This is a genomic window from Haladaptatus sp. DYF46 (genome assembly GCF_021083305.1).
Lineage (GTDB): Archaea > Halobacteriota > Halobacteria > Halobacteriales > Haladaptataceae > Haladaptatus.
This window is the reverse complement of record NZ_JAJFAY010000001.1, coordinates 1,647,441-1,660,886: the sequence shown is the minus strand read 5'-3', so window position 1 is coordinate 1,660,886 and position 13,446 is coordinate 1,647,441. Positions and strand designations below refer to the sequence as shown.

Genomic DNA, 13,446 nt, shown 5'->3' with positions numbered 1-13,446 from the left:
GTATATTCGGTTCTGAGTTACTTTTCCACGGCGAACTGGTCGGAACATTCTTTATGTACCTGCTTGTTTCCCCCCATACGCAATGGTTGTACTCTGGCTGGACGAAATCAGTGCAAACGACCTCGAACTGGTCGGTGGCAAGGGGGCCTCGCTCGGTGAACTCACCGGTGCGGACCTCCCTGTCCCGCCGGGATTCGTCGTGACCGCCGAGACCTATCGACGGTTCATCGAGGAGACCGGCATCGCGACGGAGTTGTTCGAGGCCGCCGACGTCGATACCGAGGATTCCGCGGCACTGGCGGAGGCCGAGTCGCGAGCGGAAGAACTCGTTCTCGGAACGGAGATTCCTGACGACATGCGCGAGGGTATCCTCGCCGCCTACGACGACCTCGACGACGGGAAGGCGTTCGTCGCCGTTCGTTCCTCCGCGACGGCCGAAGACCTCCCGGACGCGTCCTTTGCGGGACAGCAGGAGACCTTCCTCAACATCACCCGTGACGACCTCGTGGAGCGAGTCAAGGAGTGTTGGGCGTCCCTCTTCACGCAGCGCGCCATCTACTATCGGCAGGAGAAGGATTTCGACCACAGGAAAGTGGACATCGCCGTCGTCGTCCAACGGATGGTCGACGCCGAGAAGAGCGGCGTCATGTTCACCAGTCACCCGTCGACCGGCGAGAGGAAGATAATCATCGAGGCCGCGTGGGGACTGGGCGAAGCGGTCGTCTCGGGGTCGGTGTCGCCGGACAACTACGTCATCGACCGCGAATCCGGCGAAGCTGAGGAGGTCACCGTCGCCGACAAGAAGATCATGCACATGAAGGACTCGGAGACCGGCGAGACGGTCGAACGGGACGTTCCGGACGACAAACGGAACGCCCGCGTCCTCACGGAGGCGGACATCGACCGACTCATCGAACTCGGCGAGGAGGTCGAATCCCACTACGATACCCCACAGGATGTCGAGTGGGCCATCGTCGACAGCGATGAGCAGAGCTCATCGAGCAGTCGGGCGTCGCCCGACGACGGTGAGGTCTTCATGCTCCAATCGCGGCCGATAACCACCATCAGCGACAACGGCTCCATCGAAGCCGAGTCGTCCGAGGGCGTCGCCGATGGTAGCGGCACTGTCGAGGTGGCAGGGGGAGACGGTCACGAAATAATCGTCGATGGACTCGGCGCGAGTCCCGGCATCGCGAGCGGCGCGGTCCGACTCGTCTCGAAACTCGACCAACTCGACAAGGTCAGCGACGGCGACATCATCGTCACCGAGATGACGACGCCCGACATGGTCCCCGCGATGAAGCGTGCGGCGGGTATCATCACGAACGAGGGCGGCATGACCAGCCACGCCGCCATCGTCTCCCGCGAACTCGGCGTCCCGGCCGTCGTCGGGTGTGGCAACGCCACCGACGCCCTCGACGACGGGCAGGTCGTCACCTTGGACGGCGACAAGGGAACCGTCCGCGAGGGTGAACCCGAACGGGAACGCGAGTCCCAACGCGAACCCATCGAGGACGCGCGACCGAAGACGCCCGTCAAACCGATGACGGCGACGGAGGTCAAGGTGAACGTTTCCATCCCTGAGGCCGCCGAACGCGCCGCCGCGACCGGCGCGGACGGCGTCGGCCTGCTCCGGATGGAGCACATGATTCTCTCGACCAACAAGACGCCGGAACGGTACATCGAGGACCACGGCGTCGACGCCTACGTGGACGAAATCGTGGAAGGCATCCGCGGCGTCGCGGAGGAGTTCTATCCCCGTCCGGTCCGCGTCCGCACGCTCGACGCCCCGACGGACGAGTTCCAACAGTTGCAGGGCGGCGAGAACGAACCGAACGAACACAACCCGATGCTCGGGTGGCGGGGCATCCGCCGCAGTCTCGACAAGCCGGACGTGTTCCAGCACGAACTCGACGCCTTCCGCGAGCTGTTCGAGATGGGTTACGACAACGTCCAGATAATGTTCCCGCTCGTCAACGACGCGGAGGACGTCCTCCGCGCTCGGCGGTTGCTGGCCGAGACGGGCATCGACCCCGACAAACGTTCGTGGGGCGTGATGATAGAGACGCCCGCCAGCGCCCTTCAAATCGAGGAGATGGCACAGGCGGGCATCAAGTTCGCCAGTTTCGGCACGAACGACCTCACGCAGTACACCCTCGCGGTGGACCGCAACAACGAGAACGTCGCCGACAGGTTCGACGAACTCCACCCCGCCGTCCTCGAACTCATCGGCCAAACCATCGACTGCTGCCGCGAACACGACATCAACACCAGCATCTGCGGGCAGGCCGGGTCGAAACCGGAGATGGTCCGCTTCCTCGTCAACCGCGGCGTGTCGTCCATCTCGGCGAACATCGACGCGGTGCGCGACGTGCAACACGAGGTCAAACGCGTTGAGCAGAAACTGATGTTGGACTCGGTTCGATAACGCGACCCCGTTTTCGTGGACTCCCCGTGACGAGTTTTCGTGGGCTTTCCGTGACGTGTTTTCAGAGTCCTCCGCAGGACGTCTCGAACGCAATCGTTATTGTATTCCATCCCTTCGTAACAGAAGATTAACTCGTGCGGCGACAACTACTGGGATTCCTGTCCATCTCGTTTCTCGTGCTGCTGGTAGTGTGGGCGGTGACAGCCGTGGCGCTCAAACTGCACCTCATCGAGTCGCCGCTGCTCGAAAACGCGGTGTTGCTCGTCACCGGCATCTTCTGCGCTCTCGGCCTCCTCCTGTACTGCTGGCGCGGCGTTCGATGGCTTCGGTTCGCGCTGGAGACCGGCGCGTAACCGGGCCGTCTATCAGCCCTCTCCGCTTCGCGCCGCTATCCGTCCGCCTCGACGTGCGCCACTTTAAGCATATCCGACACCTCCCTTCATGGGGGGAATCGAAATGGGGGAGACACACGGAGATAGATACGTTTCGCGCCGCGATATTCTGAAAGCGGTCGGCGCGGCGGGAACCACCGGGGCAGTCGTCGGTGGAACCGCGAGCGCACAGATGGCACCGATAACCGTTCAGTGGGGGGCGGACGCGGATTTGGCTTCCGTCGCCGGACGGCTTCAACAACTCCTGTGGGAGGTCGGCCTTCCGCGCAACATCAACGTCGACATCATGGCCGGGACCGAGGAGACGGACATCCGCGAGGAGCAGTACACGCGGTGGCTCTCGGGAAACCTCGCCACCCCGGACCTGCTTCTCACGGACAGCGGGTGGACGCTCAACTTCGTCGTCCGGGACCAGCTACTGAATCTCGAACGCCACCTTCCGAAATCGCTGGTGAATCGGGTGAAAAACGGCTACTTCGAGGCGAGCGTTTCCACTGCAACCGGACCGAACGGCGACCTGTACGCGATACCGCTGTATCCCGACTTCGGGGTGATGCTGTACCGAAAGGATCTGGTCGAGAAGGCGGGCTACGACCCCGAGGGGGAGAACTGGGCCGAAAATCCCATCTCGTGGAAGAAGTTCTCCCACGCGACGAAGGACGCGATGGAGAAGTCGGGCGTTCCGTACGGCTTTACGTTCCAAGCCGATCTGTACGAGGGACTGCCCTGTTGTGATTTCAACGAGTTCATGAGTTCGTGGGGCGGCGCGTACTTCGGCGGACGGAAACACCTGTTCGGCCCCATCGGCGAGCGCCCGGTGACCATCGCGGACTCGGGCGTCGTGGATTCCGTTCGGATGATTCGAACGTTCATCTGGGGAGGCGACGACCCCGCCGCGCTCGACGGCTACGCCGGAGACATCGCGCCGACGGGCGTCCTCCAGTGGATAGAGGACACCTCGCTCGGACCGTTCACGGCCGGCGACGCCGTCATGCACCGAAACTGGCCGTACGCCATCGCCAGCGCCGGTGCGGAGGGGGTTCTCGGCGACCGACTCGGCGTGATGCCGATTCCGTACGGAGTCCGAGAGCAGCAATCACCGTATCCCGGCATCGGTGGTTCGACGTCCGCGCTCGGCGGGTGGCACATGGCTGTCAACCCGAACACGGAGAAGTTGGGCGCGGTGACGCAGGTGCTGGAAGCGATGACGGACGAACGGATTCAACTGATGCTGTTCGAGGAAATCGGGACGCTGCCGCCCGAGGTTCGCGTGCTGGAGTCGAAGGCGGCCAAACGGATACCCGTCGTCGGACAACACACCGAGACGCTCCGAATCGCCGGTTCGAACGCCATTCCACGACCGGTCACCGTCGCGTGGACGCAGGAATCGACGCGGACGGCCGAACTCGTCCACGAGGCGTATTCGCAGGACATGATGCCCGAGTCGGCACTGACACAACTTCGATCTGAACTCGTGGAGATAGAGCAGTACAACCGCGGGGGCGGCGCGTAACGGAACCGATAAACGGGTTGCGTCGAATTCTGGGGTATGCAGGTGGCCGCGAGCCAGTCGTTCCGCCGGGTTCTTTCCTCGATGTGTACCGAACCGCATCCGGCGGCCCGTGACGCCGCCGAACGATTCCTGGCGTCGAATCCGGGCGACCCGACCACGTACCCGACGGTTTCGGCGCTGGAGGACGAAGCCGTTTCACTCCTCGGCGAGATAACCGGCCTGTCGGACCCGCACGGCTACGTCGCGAGCGGCGGAACGGAGGCGAACATTCAGGCGGTTCGTGCCGCACGGAACCTCGCGGGGACGGACGACCCGAACGTCGTCGCGCCCGAGAGCGCTCACTTCAGTTTCCAGAAGGCGGCGGACGTACTCGGCGTCGAACTCCGACTCGGCGCGGTCGACGACGACCGACGTGCGGACCCGGACGCGATGACCAAACTGGTGGACGACGACACCGTTCTCGTGGTCGGAATCGCGGGGACGACCGAATACGGACGCGTGGACCCGATTCCGACGCTGTCGGAAATCGCCCACGACGCCGACGCGCTGTTCCACGTCGACGCCGCGTGGGGCGGTTTCGTCCTCCCCTTCACGGACCACGAATGGAACTTCGAACACGCCGTTGTGGACACCATGGGTATCGACCCGCACAAGATGGGGCAGGCGGCGATACCGGCGGGCGGCTTTCTTGCTCGCGAAAAGCTCGTACTGGACGCCTTGGCCGTCGAAACGCCGTACCTCGAATCGACCTCCCAAGCGACCTTGACCGGGACGCGAAGCGGCGCGGGTGTCGCAAGCGCGTGGGCCGCGATGGACACACTCTGGGCGGATGGCTACCGCGAGCAGTACCGCCGATCACGGGCGAACGCGGAATGGATCGCGGACGCCTTCGACTCCCGCGGCTACGACGTGGTTGACCCGGTGCTCCCGTTGGTCGCAACCGACGTCCCTCGGGAGACGGTCGAAACCCTACAGGACCGCGGCTGGCGCGTCTCGCCGACCGGTTCGGGCGAACTCAGAATCGTCTGTATGCCCCACGTCACCCGCTCGATGCTGGAGGAGTTCGTCGCGGATTTGGACGCCGTTCGGCGATAGGTTCGGTCGTGGTTACGATTCCGACGGTCGTTCCGACTCCTCCACCGGCGCGCCGAGCGCGTTTCGCTTGACGCTTTTTATCCCCTTCTTCGCGGCGCGTTTCGACGAGTACCCCTCGCCGCCGTCGGCGATGATGTTCCCGTTCCGGTGGACGAGTCGCCAGCGCCACTCGCCGCCGTGGTCCTCGTACACCTCGAACGTCGCCTGTGCCGGGGGACGAAGCGCTTCCACGACGCTTCCGTCGTCCTGCGTCACCGCGACCGGCCACGAGTCCGGTTCCGTCCCTTCCTCTCGCGTCGGGAGTTCGCCGATGTTCCCTCTGTTCGCCAGTCGGCCGACGAAGGAGGCGACCGACGACCCGTATCGCTCTATCGATTCGGGGCTGAAGTGTTTCTCCAGCAGCGATTCGCCGTCGCGGGTGACGGCTATCTCTCGCCCGCGGAGTTCGATGCTTCCGGCCGATTCCTCCCACTCCCCGTCGCGTCGATACTCGACCGTTACCGTCACCGCCGACCCGTCCTCCGCGTACCCGAGACGCGCCTGTAGCGTCGGATTGACCGTGAGGCGGTATTCTCTATCCGAAGTCACGTTCCTCCCTTCGTCACGGCTTGTCATCAGTCTGTTCGCCATCGAATAACATGTTTCCGAGTCCAATCTCAACCTTTACGTCGGTCGATTACGGAACTATACCCGTGCTCGATAGCCTCGCCCCGTTCGTTGATGTCGTCACCAGCGGCATCGCTCTCCCGTCCTTCGGAGGGCTGACAGACGCCGTCGAACACGCGACGGGGTGGCTCGGTTTGATACTCATCGCCGTCTACTCGTTTCTCATCTCGTTCGTCCTCCCCTTGCCCAGCGAAATCGTTCTCCTCGCGCCGCTCGACCTCGGAATCGGTGAAATCGGACAGCTGTCCATCATCATCCTCATCAGCGGTCTGGGTAAGGCCGCGGGAAGCGTCTTCGCCTTCCACATCGGACAGGAGGCCAAACAGTCCGGTCCCGTCATCCGGGCGCTCCGCCGCTCGAACATCGACATCGTGGAGTGGTCGGAACGGAAGACGGTCGGACTCGCCCAAGAGTGGGGGTATCTCGGACTGGCGGGGGCGCTCTGCGTTCCGGGTTTTCCCGATACCATCTCCATCTACGCCTTCTCGATTCTCGAAACCGATTACGTGAAGTTCGCGCTGGCGTCGTTCGCCGGGAGCGTCGGCCGACTGGTGTTGGTGACGTTCGTCGGTGCTGGCATCTTGTCGCTGTGATGCGGATTGAAGGTGGATTCCGCGGTACCCTCCCTCTCGCGGGCGAGACTTTATATATCGTCACGAACCTATCGCTTGATATGTACCAAACGGCCCATCTCACCCGGATGCCTATGCGCGGCCAGCAGTAGCGTCGGGTGAATCCTTCTGGGCCGGTCGTCGGTCGGTATCCGGGGTGAAACCCGTCCGTTCGGAACCTTCGGAGAGCGACCGCTACACGAACGACTGACACCCAACAAAATCACGCATGACGAGACGAAATCAGGAGACGGAAGGGACAGCGAAATCGGCGGTTTTTACACCCACAGATACGGAGTCGATAGCATGAGTCACGACAAGTACCCCACCGAGGAACCGGCGGTGGTGACGTGCGGACTGCCCTACGCGAACGGGGAGTTACACATCGGCCACCTCCGAACCTACGTCGGCGGCGACGTCTACTCGCGCGCCCTCGAAACGCTCGGCCAGCGGACGGCGTTCGTTTCGGGGTCCGACATGCACGGCACGCCGGTCGCCGTCAACGCGGAGAGGGAAGGCGTTTCGCCCCGCGAGTTCGCGCTCCGTCACCACGAGAAGTACGAGGCGACGTTCCCGAAGTTCAACATCGAGTTCGACAACTACGGGCACACGGACGACGAGACGAACACCGAACTGACCCGGGAAATCGTCCGCAAACTCGACGAGGAGGGGTACATCTACGAGAAGGAGATCAAGGTCGCGTGGGACCCCATCGAGGACGACCCGCTCCCGGACCGCTACGTCGAGGGGACCTGTCCCTACTGCGGTGCCCACGCCCGCGGTGACGAGTGTGACGAGGGCTGTGGTCGGCACCTCGAACCCGGCGAAATCGAGGACCCGACGAGCACCCGCACCGGAAACCCGGCGGAGTACCGCGAGCGGACGCACAAGTTCTTCCGCGTTTCGGACCTGCAGGAGTACCTGCAAGGGTTCATCGACCGACTCGAAGGGACGAGCAATGCGAAGAACCAGCCCCGCGAGTGGATAGAGGGCGAACTGCAGGACTGGTGTATCTCCCGTGATATGGATTGGGGAATCGACTACCCCGGAGAGGATGCGGCTACCGAGGATTTGGTCCTTTACGTCTGGGTGGACGCCCCAATCGAGTACATCGCCAGCACGAAACAGTACACCGAGCGCGTGGGTGCGGACACCTACGACTGGGAGGAAACGTGGAAGGAGAGCGGCGAAATCGTCCACATCATCGGCCGCGACATCATCCAGCATCACACTGTCTTCTGGCCCGCGATGCTCCACGTCGCCGGGTACAACGAACCGCGCGCCGTCATGGCGAGCGGGTTCGTCAACCTGAACGGCAAGGGCTTCTCGACCAGTCGCAATCGCGCCGTCTGGGCCGACGACTATCTGGACGAGGGGTTCGACCCGGACCTCCTGCGCTACTACCTCGCCACCAACGGCGGGTTCCAGCAGGACGTGGACTTCTCGTGGGACCGGTTCCAGGAGCGCGTCAACGGCGAACTCGTCGGCACGGTGGGCAACTTCGTCTACCGGAGCCTGCTGTTCGCGTCGCGGAACTACGACGGCGCGCCGGACGCCGAGACGAGCGACGAGGTGCGCGAGCGAATCGAGGAGACCATCGACGAGTTCGAAGCGGCCGTCAACGACTACTCGCTCAAGGACCTCGGCGACGCCGCGACGGCGCTCGCCGCGTTCGGAAACGAGTACATCCAGCGCAACGAACCGTGGAAGCTGACCGACGAGGACCCGGAGCGGGCGGAACAGGTCATCTACGACTGCGTGCAGTTGTCGAAGGCGCTCGCCGTGTTGTTCGAGCCGCTCCTGCCCGGCAAGGCCGAAACCCTCTGGACGCAACTCGGCGAGGACGGTTCGGTTCACGACGCCGTCGTCGCGGACGCGCTCGAAGCACCGCGCGGTGACTTCGGCGAACCGGACGAGTTGTTCGCCAAAATCGAGGACGAGCGCGTCGAGGAACTGAACGAAACGCTCGAAGAACGTATCGAAGCGGCTACGTCGGACGACGACGAAGCCGACGACGAAACCGTGAGCGACGAAGAACCCATCTCGGACGACCGCATCAGCTTCGACGAATTTCAGGACCTCGACCTCCGCGTCGGCCGCATCGAGTCGGCGGAACCGATAGAGGGTGCCGACGCGCTCCTCCGACTCGAAGTCGATATCGGGAGCGAGACGCGCCAAATCGTCGCCGGTCTCAAGCAACTCCACGACGTCGAGGAGTTGCCGGGGACGAAAATCGTCGTCGTCGCCAACCTCGAAAAGGCCGAACTGTTCGGCGTCGAGAGCAACGGCATGGTGCTGGCGGCGGGCGAGGAGGCCGACCTGTTGACGACGCACGCCGACGCCGAACCCGGCACGAAAATCAAGTAACCGAACTTAGAGGTCTTCGACCAATCCCGCGAAATCCTCCATCGGGAGGATTTCCATCGTCTGCATGTCGAGTCCGTAGCGTTCGATGCACAGCGATGCTTGGTACGCCGCATCGCGGTCGTCGGCGTCGATGATGAGCAGGAAGTCGTACTCGCCGAGTATTGCATACGTCGATTCGAGCGTCGTTTCGTGTGTCTCCAGTTCGTTTCGAATGTCTCCCCAGATGGACGCCAGTTCCTGCACGTTCTGGTAGTCCCGTTCGACGGTGACGAGCGATGCGTACTTCGACATAGTTTCTCGTTTTGAACGATGTACAAATATCCGTTGTGGCCGGAACTCCGTCATTCGAACTCGCCCGCGAGTTAACTGTAGGGTTTTTTTGGTGGCACGCACCAATGGCCGCCCATGAGAAACGCGAAAATCGTCTGTACCCTCGGACCCGCGTCCGATTCCCGGAGTACGGTTCGGGAACTCGCAAACGCCGGCATGACCGTGGCTCGGGTGAACGCGAGCCACGGTTCGCGCGAGGACCGGGCCGAACTCATCGACACGATTCGCCGCGTCGACGAGGCGACAGAAAACCCGCTTTCGGCCATGCTCGACATGCAGGGGCCGGAAATCCGAACCGCGGCGGTGGACGAACCCATCACGCTCGAAACCGGTTCGACCGTCCGGTTCGTGGACGGTGACGATGCGACACCCGAAGAGGTTGGCCTCTCGGTGTCCATCTCGAACGCCGAACCCGGTGACGCCGTCCTTTTGGACGACGGCAGAATCGAGACCGAAGTCGAAGCGGTCGAGGACGATGCCGTCGTCGCACACGTCGTGAGCGGCGGCGAGTTGAGCAGTCGCAAGGGCGTCAACGTTCCCGGCGTCGAACTCGGTCTCAACGTCGTCACCGAGAAGGACCGACAGGACCTCCGTCTCGCGGCGGAAAAAGGGGCGGATTTCGTCGCCGCGAGTTTCGTCCGCGACGCGGACGACGTGTACGAGGTCAGCAAGGTGCTGGAGGAGTTTGGGGCCGACATCCCCATCATCGCCAAAATCGAGCGCCGCGGTGCGGTCGAGAATCTGGACGAAATCGTCGATGCGGCCTACGGCGTGATGGTAGCGCGCGGCGACCTCGGCGTCGAGTGTCCGATGGAGGACGTGCCGATGATTCAGAAACGAATCATCCGGACGTGCCAGCAGGCCGGGGTTCCGGTCATCACCGCGACGGAGATGCTGGATTCGATGGTTCACTCACGCAGGCCGACACGGGCCGAAGCGTCGGACGTGGCGAACGCCGTCCTCGACGGGACGGACGCCGTGATGCTCTCGGGCGAGACGGCCATCGGCGAGCATCCGGTTCGCGTCGTGGAGACGATGGACCGAATCGTTCGCGAAGTCGAGGAGAGCGAGGAGTACGCCGAGACGCTCGAACAGCGCGTTCCGACGAGCGACGACACGCGAACCGACGCCATCGCGCGCTCGGCCCGGTATCTCGCCCGTGACATCGGCGCGAGCGCGGTGGTCGCCGCCAGCGAATCCGGATACACCGCGCTGAAGGTGGCGAAGTTCCGGCCCGGCGTGCCGGTCGTGGCGACGACGCCGAACGACCGAGTCCGACGCAAACTCGCCCTCTCGTGGGGCGTCAACTCCCAGTTCACCGACCTCGGCCACAGCGTCGAAACCATCGTGGAGGACGGCGTGCAGGCCGCACTCGACGCCGGCGTCGCGGAGAGCGGCGATACCGTCGTCGTCCTCTCGGGCATGATGAGCGAACTCGACGGGTCGGATACGGCGAACATGCTGAAGGTTCACGTCGCCGCGGAAACCATCGCGACCGGACGCGGCGTGGTTCGCGGCCAAACCGTCGGACCGGTGGCGCGCTCTTCGACGGGAGACCTCTCGGAGGTTCCGACGGGTGCGATTCTCGTCCTCGAACCCGACTTCGACGGGGAGTTCACGGGCGAGACTGCCCGCCTCGCCGGTATCGTCGATTCGCGTCCCGGCATGACCGGCTATCCGGCGCTCATCGCGCGCGAACTCGAAATTCCGATGGTGAGCGGCGCACCGCTCGGGCCGTCGGTCAGCGACGGCGACGAAATCACTCTCGACGCCGAACGCGGCGTCGTCTACGAGGGTGACGTCCGCTCGTACGAGCGGTCGTAGCCAGCCTTTTGGTCGCGGGTCGCGTACCGTTTCGTATGTCTGACTGGAAGTACGACGTGGACGAGGTCGGTGAAGACGCAGACGACGCATCGCCCGACATCTTCGCCGACGAAGAACCCCTCGAACCCGGTTCGCCCTCGGCTGAAAACGTCCTGTTCGTCCTGCTCGGTGCCCTCACCGTCGTGTTCATGTTCCTCCACGTCTCCGGAGTCGCCTGACCCACAAACCCTTAATCGCTCGACACCAAGGCCCATCCATGGCTTCGCCCTTCGATTCGCTCGCGCTTTTGCTCGTCCTCGCGGGTGCAGCACTCGCGTTCGCGGAGGCGCTCATCCCGGGTGCACACTTCATCGTCCTGGGTATCGCCCTCCTTCTCACGGGACTTCTCGCGCTCGCCTTTCCGCCGCTCGCGCAACCGTTCGTCCTCGCCTTCCTCGTCCTCGCGTTCGGTGGGTTGGCGTTCTACGGCTACCGTCACTTGGACATCTACGGTGGCAAAGGCTCCGGGCGAACGAAGGACTCCGACTCGCTGAAGGGGACGACGGGCCACGTCACCGAGCGAGTGACGCGCTCCGGCGGGCAGGTGAAATTAGACGGCGGCGGATTCAGTCCCTACTTCGCCGCCCGGTCGATGGACGGCGAAATCCCGGAGGGAACGGAAGTGATGGTCATCGACCCCGGCGGCGGCAACGTCGTCACTGTCGAACCGATAGACTTCATCGAGGACGCTATCGACCGCGAACTCGCACGCGAACGGGCGAACACGGACGGGACGAATACGGAAGGAACGAACACGGAACGCGAAACAGAAGAGTTGTAGTTGCGTTCCCTTTTGCCCACCACCTGTCATGTCAGCCAATGCGGGATAAAGTAGCAGAATACTTAACAAGTATCTATCCCAACATCCGGACGTAATGCTGCCTGGAATCCCCCTACAAAGCGTACCCGCCACGGATGGGTTCATGATAGTCGCACTGGTGTTGCTGATGCTGGCCGTCGTGGTCATCTGGCAGGCGGTGGAGATCGTGCAGGCGACCGAAAAGCGCGCGCTGACCGTGTTCGGCGAGTACCGCAAACTCCTCGAACCGGGTATCAACTTCGTGCCGCCGTTCGTCAGCAAGACGTACCGTTTCGATATGCGGACACAGACGCTCGACGTGCCGCGACAGGAAGCCATCACGCGCGACAACTCGCCCGTGACCGCCGACGCCGTGGTCTACATCAAGGTGATGGACGCGAAGAAGGCGTTCCTCGAAGTCGAGGATTACAAACGCGCCGTCTCGAACCTCGCGCAGACGACGCTCCGTGCCGTCCTCGGTGACATGGAACTCGACGACACGCTCAACAAGCGACAGGAGATCAACGCGAAGATCCGCCGCGAACTCGACGAACCCACGGACGAGTGGGGTATTCGCGTCGAGAGCGTCGAGGTCCGCGAGGTCAACCCGTCCAAGGACGTTCAGCAGGCGATGGAGCAACAGACGAGCGCGGAGCGGAAACGCCGTGCCATGATTCTCGAAGCACAAGGTGAACGCCGCAGTGCAATCGAGAAGGCGGAGGGTGACAAGCAGTCGAACATCATCCGCGCGCAAGGTGAAAAGCAGAGCCAGATCCTCGAAGCGCAGGGTGACGCCGTTTCGACCGTGCTGCGCGCGAAGTCCGCCGAGTCGATGGGCGAACGCGCCGTCATCGAGAAGGGCATGGAAACGCTCCAAGCCATCGGTGAGGGCGAGTCCACGACGTTCGTCCTGCCGCAGGAACTCTCCTCGCTCGTCGGCCGCTACGGCAAACACCTCACCGGCAGCGACGTCGCCATCGACGACAAGCAGGACTTGGAGAGCCTCGACTTCGATTCCGAGACCCGCGAACTCCTCGGACTCGACGACATCGACGAAATCCTCGGTCAGATCGACGAGGAAGCGGAGATGGACGTCGAAGCGATGGAAAAGGAAGCACAGGCCATCAAGGAGGGCGAGGACAAGGCGAACATCAAGAGCGCGGACGAAGTGATATCGGAGATGGACGCCGAAATGGAGTCCACGCAGGACGAATCGTCCGAGTCGGAGGACGAACTGGAAACCGAAGTCGAATAGCTGCCCTCCCCTGCTTTTCCGGCCGGATTGGCGGAGAGTCGTACCGTTTTTCGTCGTAATCGGTCGCGGCGTTTCGCGGTTGTTTTTCGAACCCAGAGGAAACTCCCGAAACCCGGGGATGAGTTGT

General features: G+C 63.1%; 12 protein-coding genes. 10 read left to right on the top strand and 2 right to left on the bottom strand.

Features of this window, described 5'->3' with window-relative positions; translation table 11 throughout:
• Positions 1 to 82 precede the first annotated feature (82 nt).
• The 4 genes from ppsA (at position 83) to mfnA (ending at position 5,428) form a co-directional block, all read left to right on the top strand.
• Positions 83 to 2,428 (top strand): pyruvate, water dikinase, encoded by a 2,346-nt coding sequence (gene ppsA / locus LJF34_RS09100; RefSeq protein ID WP_231184653.1) that lies wholly within the window; start codon positions 83 to 85, stop codon positions 2,426 to 2,428.
• A gap of 134 nt (positions 2,429 to 2,562) precedes the next feature.
• On the top strand, positions 2,563 to 2,781 hold the full coding sequence (locus tag LJF34_RS09095) for a hypothetical protein (RefSeq protein WP_231184652.1): 219 nt from the start codon (positions 2,563 to 2,565) through the stop codon (positions 2,779 to 2,781).
• Positions 2,782 to 2,884: 103 nt separating this feature from the next.
• Positions 2,885 to 4,333 carry an extracellular solute-binding protein gene (locus LJF34_RS09090; RefSeq protein WP_231184651.1) on the top strand — a complete coding sequence of 483 codons (1,449 nt, stop codon included), beginning with the start codon at positions 2,885 to 2,887 and terminating at the stop codon, positions 4,331 to 4,333.
• 36 nt (positions 4,334 to 4,369) lie between these two features.
• The gene (gene mfnA, locus LJF34_RS09085; RefSeq protein WP_231184650.1) at positions 4,370 to 5,428 is read left to right on the top strand and encodes a tyrosine decarboxylase MfnA; all 1,059 of its coding nucleotides are present in this window, start codon (positions 4,370 to 4,372) and stop codon (positions 5,426 to 5,428) included.
• 12 nt (positions 5,429 to 5,440) lie between these two features.
• On the opposite strand, the gene LJF34_RS09080 is transcribed toward mfnA, so the two are convergent.
• Positions 5,441 to 6,016, bottom strand: coding sequence for an HVO_2922 family protein (locus LJF34_RS09080; RefSeq protein ID WP_231184649.1), 576 nt, complete (start codon positions 6,014 to 6,016; stop codon positions 5,441 to 5,443).
• A 149-nt stretch (positions 6,017 to 6,165) separates the two neighbouring features.
• On the opposite strand from LJF34_RS09080, the gene LJF34_RS09075 reads away from it, so the two are divergent.
• Positions 6,166 to 6,687 (top strand): VTT domain-containing protein, encoded by a 522-nt coding sequence (locus LJF34_RS09075; protein ID WP_231185057.1) that lies wholly within the window; start codon positions 6,166 to 6,168, stop codon positions 6,685 to 6,687.
• A gap of 324 nt (positions 6,688 to 7,011) precedes the next feature.
• The gene (gene metG / locus LJF34_RS09070; protein WP_231184648.1) at positions 7,012 to 9,072 is read left to right on the top strand and encodes a methionine--tRNA ligase; all 2,061 of its coding nucleotides are present in this window, start codon (positions 7,012 to 7,014) and stop codon (positions 9,070 to 9,072) included.
• A gap of 6 nt (positions 9,073 to 9,078) precedes the next feature.
• Here metG and LJF34_RS09065 read toward each other — a convergent pair whose 3' ends face one another.
• Positions 9,079 to 9,363, bottom strand: a complete 285-nt coding sequence (locus tag LJF34_RS09065) for a GYD domain-containing protein (RefSeq protein WP_231184647.1) — start codon at positions 9,361 to 9,363, stop codon at positions 9,079 to 9,081.
• 114 nt (positions 9,364 to 9,477) lie between these two features.
• On the opposite strand from LJF34_RS09065, the gene pyk reads away from it, so the two are divergent.
• The 4 genes from pyk (at position 9,478) to LJF34_RS09045 (ending at position 13,319) form a co-directional block, all read left to right on the top strand.
• Positions 9,478 to 11,226: a pyruvate kinase gene (gene pyk, locus LJF34_RS09060; RefSeq protein ID WP_231184646.1), complete on the top strand. Its 1,749-nt coding sequence runs from the start codon at positions 9,478 to 9,480 to the stop codon at positions 11,224 to 11,226.
• Positions 11,227 to 11,261: 35 nt separating this feature from the next.
• Positions 11,262 to 11,444, top strand: a complete 183-nt coding sequence (locus LJF34_RS09055) for a hypothetical protein (protein WP_231184645.1) — start codon at positions 11,262 to 11,264, stop codon at positions 11,442 to 11,444.
• A gap of 38 nt (positions 11,445 to 11,482) precedes the next feature.
• Entirely contained in the window at positions 11,483 to 12,046 is a 564-nt protein-coding gene (locus LJF34_RS09050; protein ID WP_231184644.1) for an NfeD family protein, read from the top strand.
• A gap of 94 nt (positions 12,047 to 12,140) precedes the next feature.
• Complete coding sequence (locus LJF34_RS09045) at positions 12,141 to 13,319, top strand: SPFH domain-containing protein (RefSeq protein WP_231184643.1); 1,179 nt, start codon at positions 12,141 to 12,143, stop codon at positions 13,317 to 13,319.
• Positions 13,320 to 13,446 lie beyond the last annotated feature (127 nt).

What these genes read in the sequence shown, in the direction of transcription:
- ppsA (WP_231184653.1), top strand. Translation starts at nt 83, where the DNA reads ATGGTTGTACTCTGGCTGGACGAAATCAGTGCAAACGACCTCGAACTG.
- LJF34_RS09090 (WP_231184651.1), top strand. Translation starts at nt 2,885, where the DNA reads ATGGGGGAGACACACGGAGATAGATACGTTTCGCGCCGCGATATTCTG.
- mfnA (WP_231184650.1), top strand. Translation starts at nt 4,370, where the DNA reads ATGCAGGTGGCCGCGAGCCAGTCGTTCCGCCGGGTTCTTTCCTCGATG.
- metG (WP_231184648.1), top strand. Translation starts at nt 7,012, where the DNA reads ATGAGTCACGACAAGTACCCCACCGAGGAACCGGCGGTGGTGACGTGC.
- LJF34_RS09065 (WP_231184647.1), bottom strand. Translation starts at nt 9,363, where the DNA reads ATGTCGAAGTACGCATCGCTCGTCACCGTCGAACGGGACTACCAGAAC.
- pyk (WP_231184646.1), top strand. Translation starts at nt 9,478, where the DNA reads ATGAGAAACGCGAAAATCGTCTGTACCCTCGGACCCGCGTCCGATTCC.
- LJF34_RS09055 (WP_231184645.1), top strand. Translation starts at nt 11,262, where the DNA reads ATGTCTGACTGGAAGTACGACGTGGACGAGGTCGGTGAAGACGCAGAC.
- LJF34_RS09050 (WP_231184644.1), top strand. Translation starts at nt 11,483, where the DNA reads ATGGCTTCGCCCTTCGATTCGCTCGCGCTTTTGCTCGTCCTCGCGGGT.
- LJF34_RS09045 (WP_231184643.1), top strand. Translation starts at nt 12,141, where the DNA reads ATGCTGCCTGGAATCCCCCTACAAAGCGTACCCGCCACGGATGGGTTC.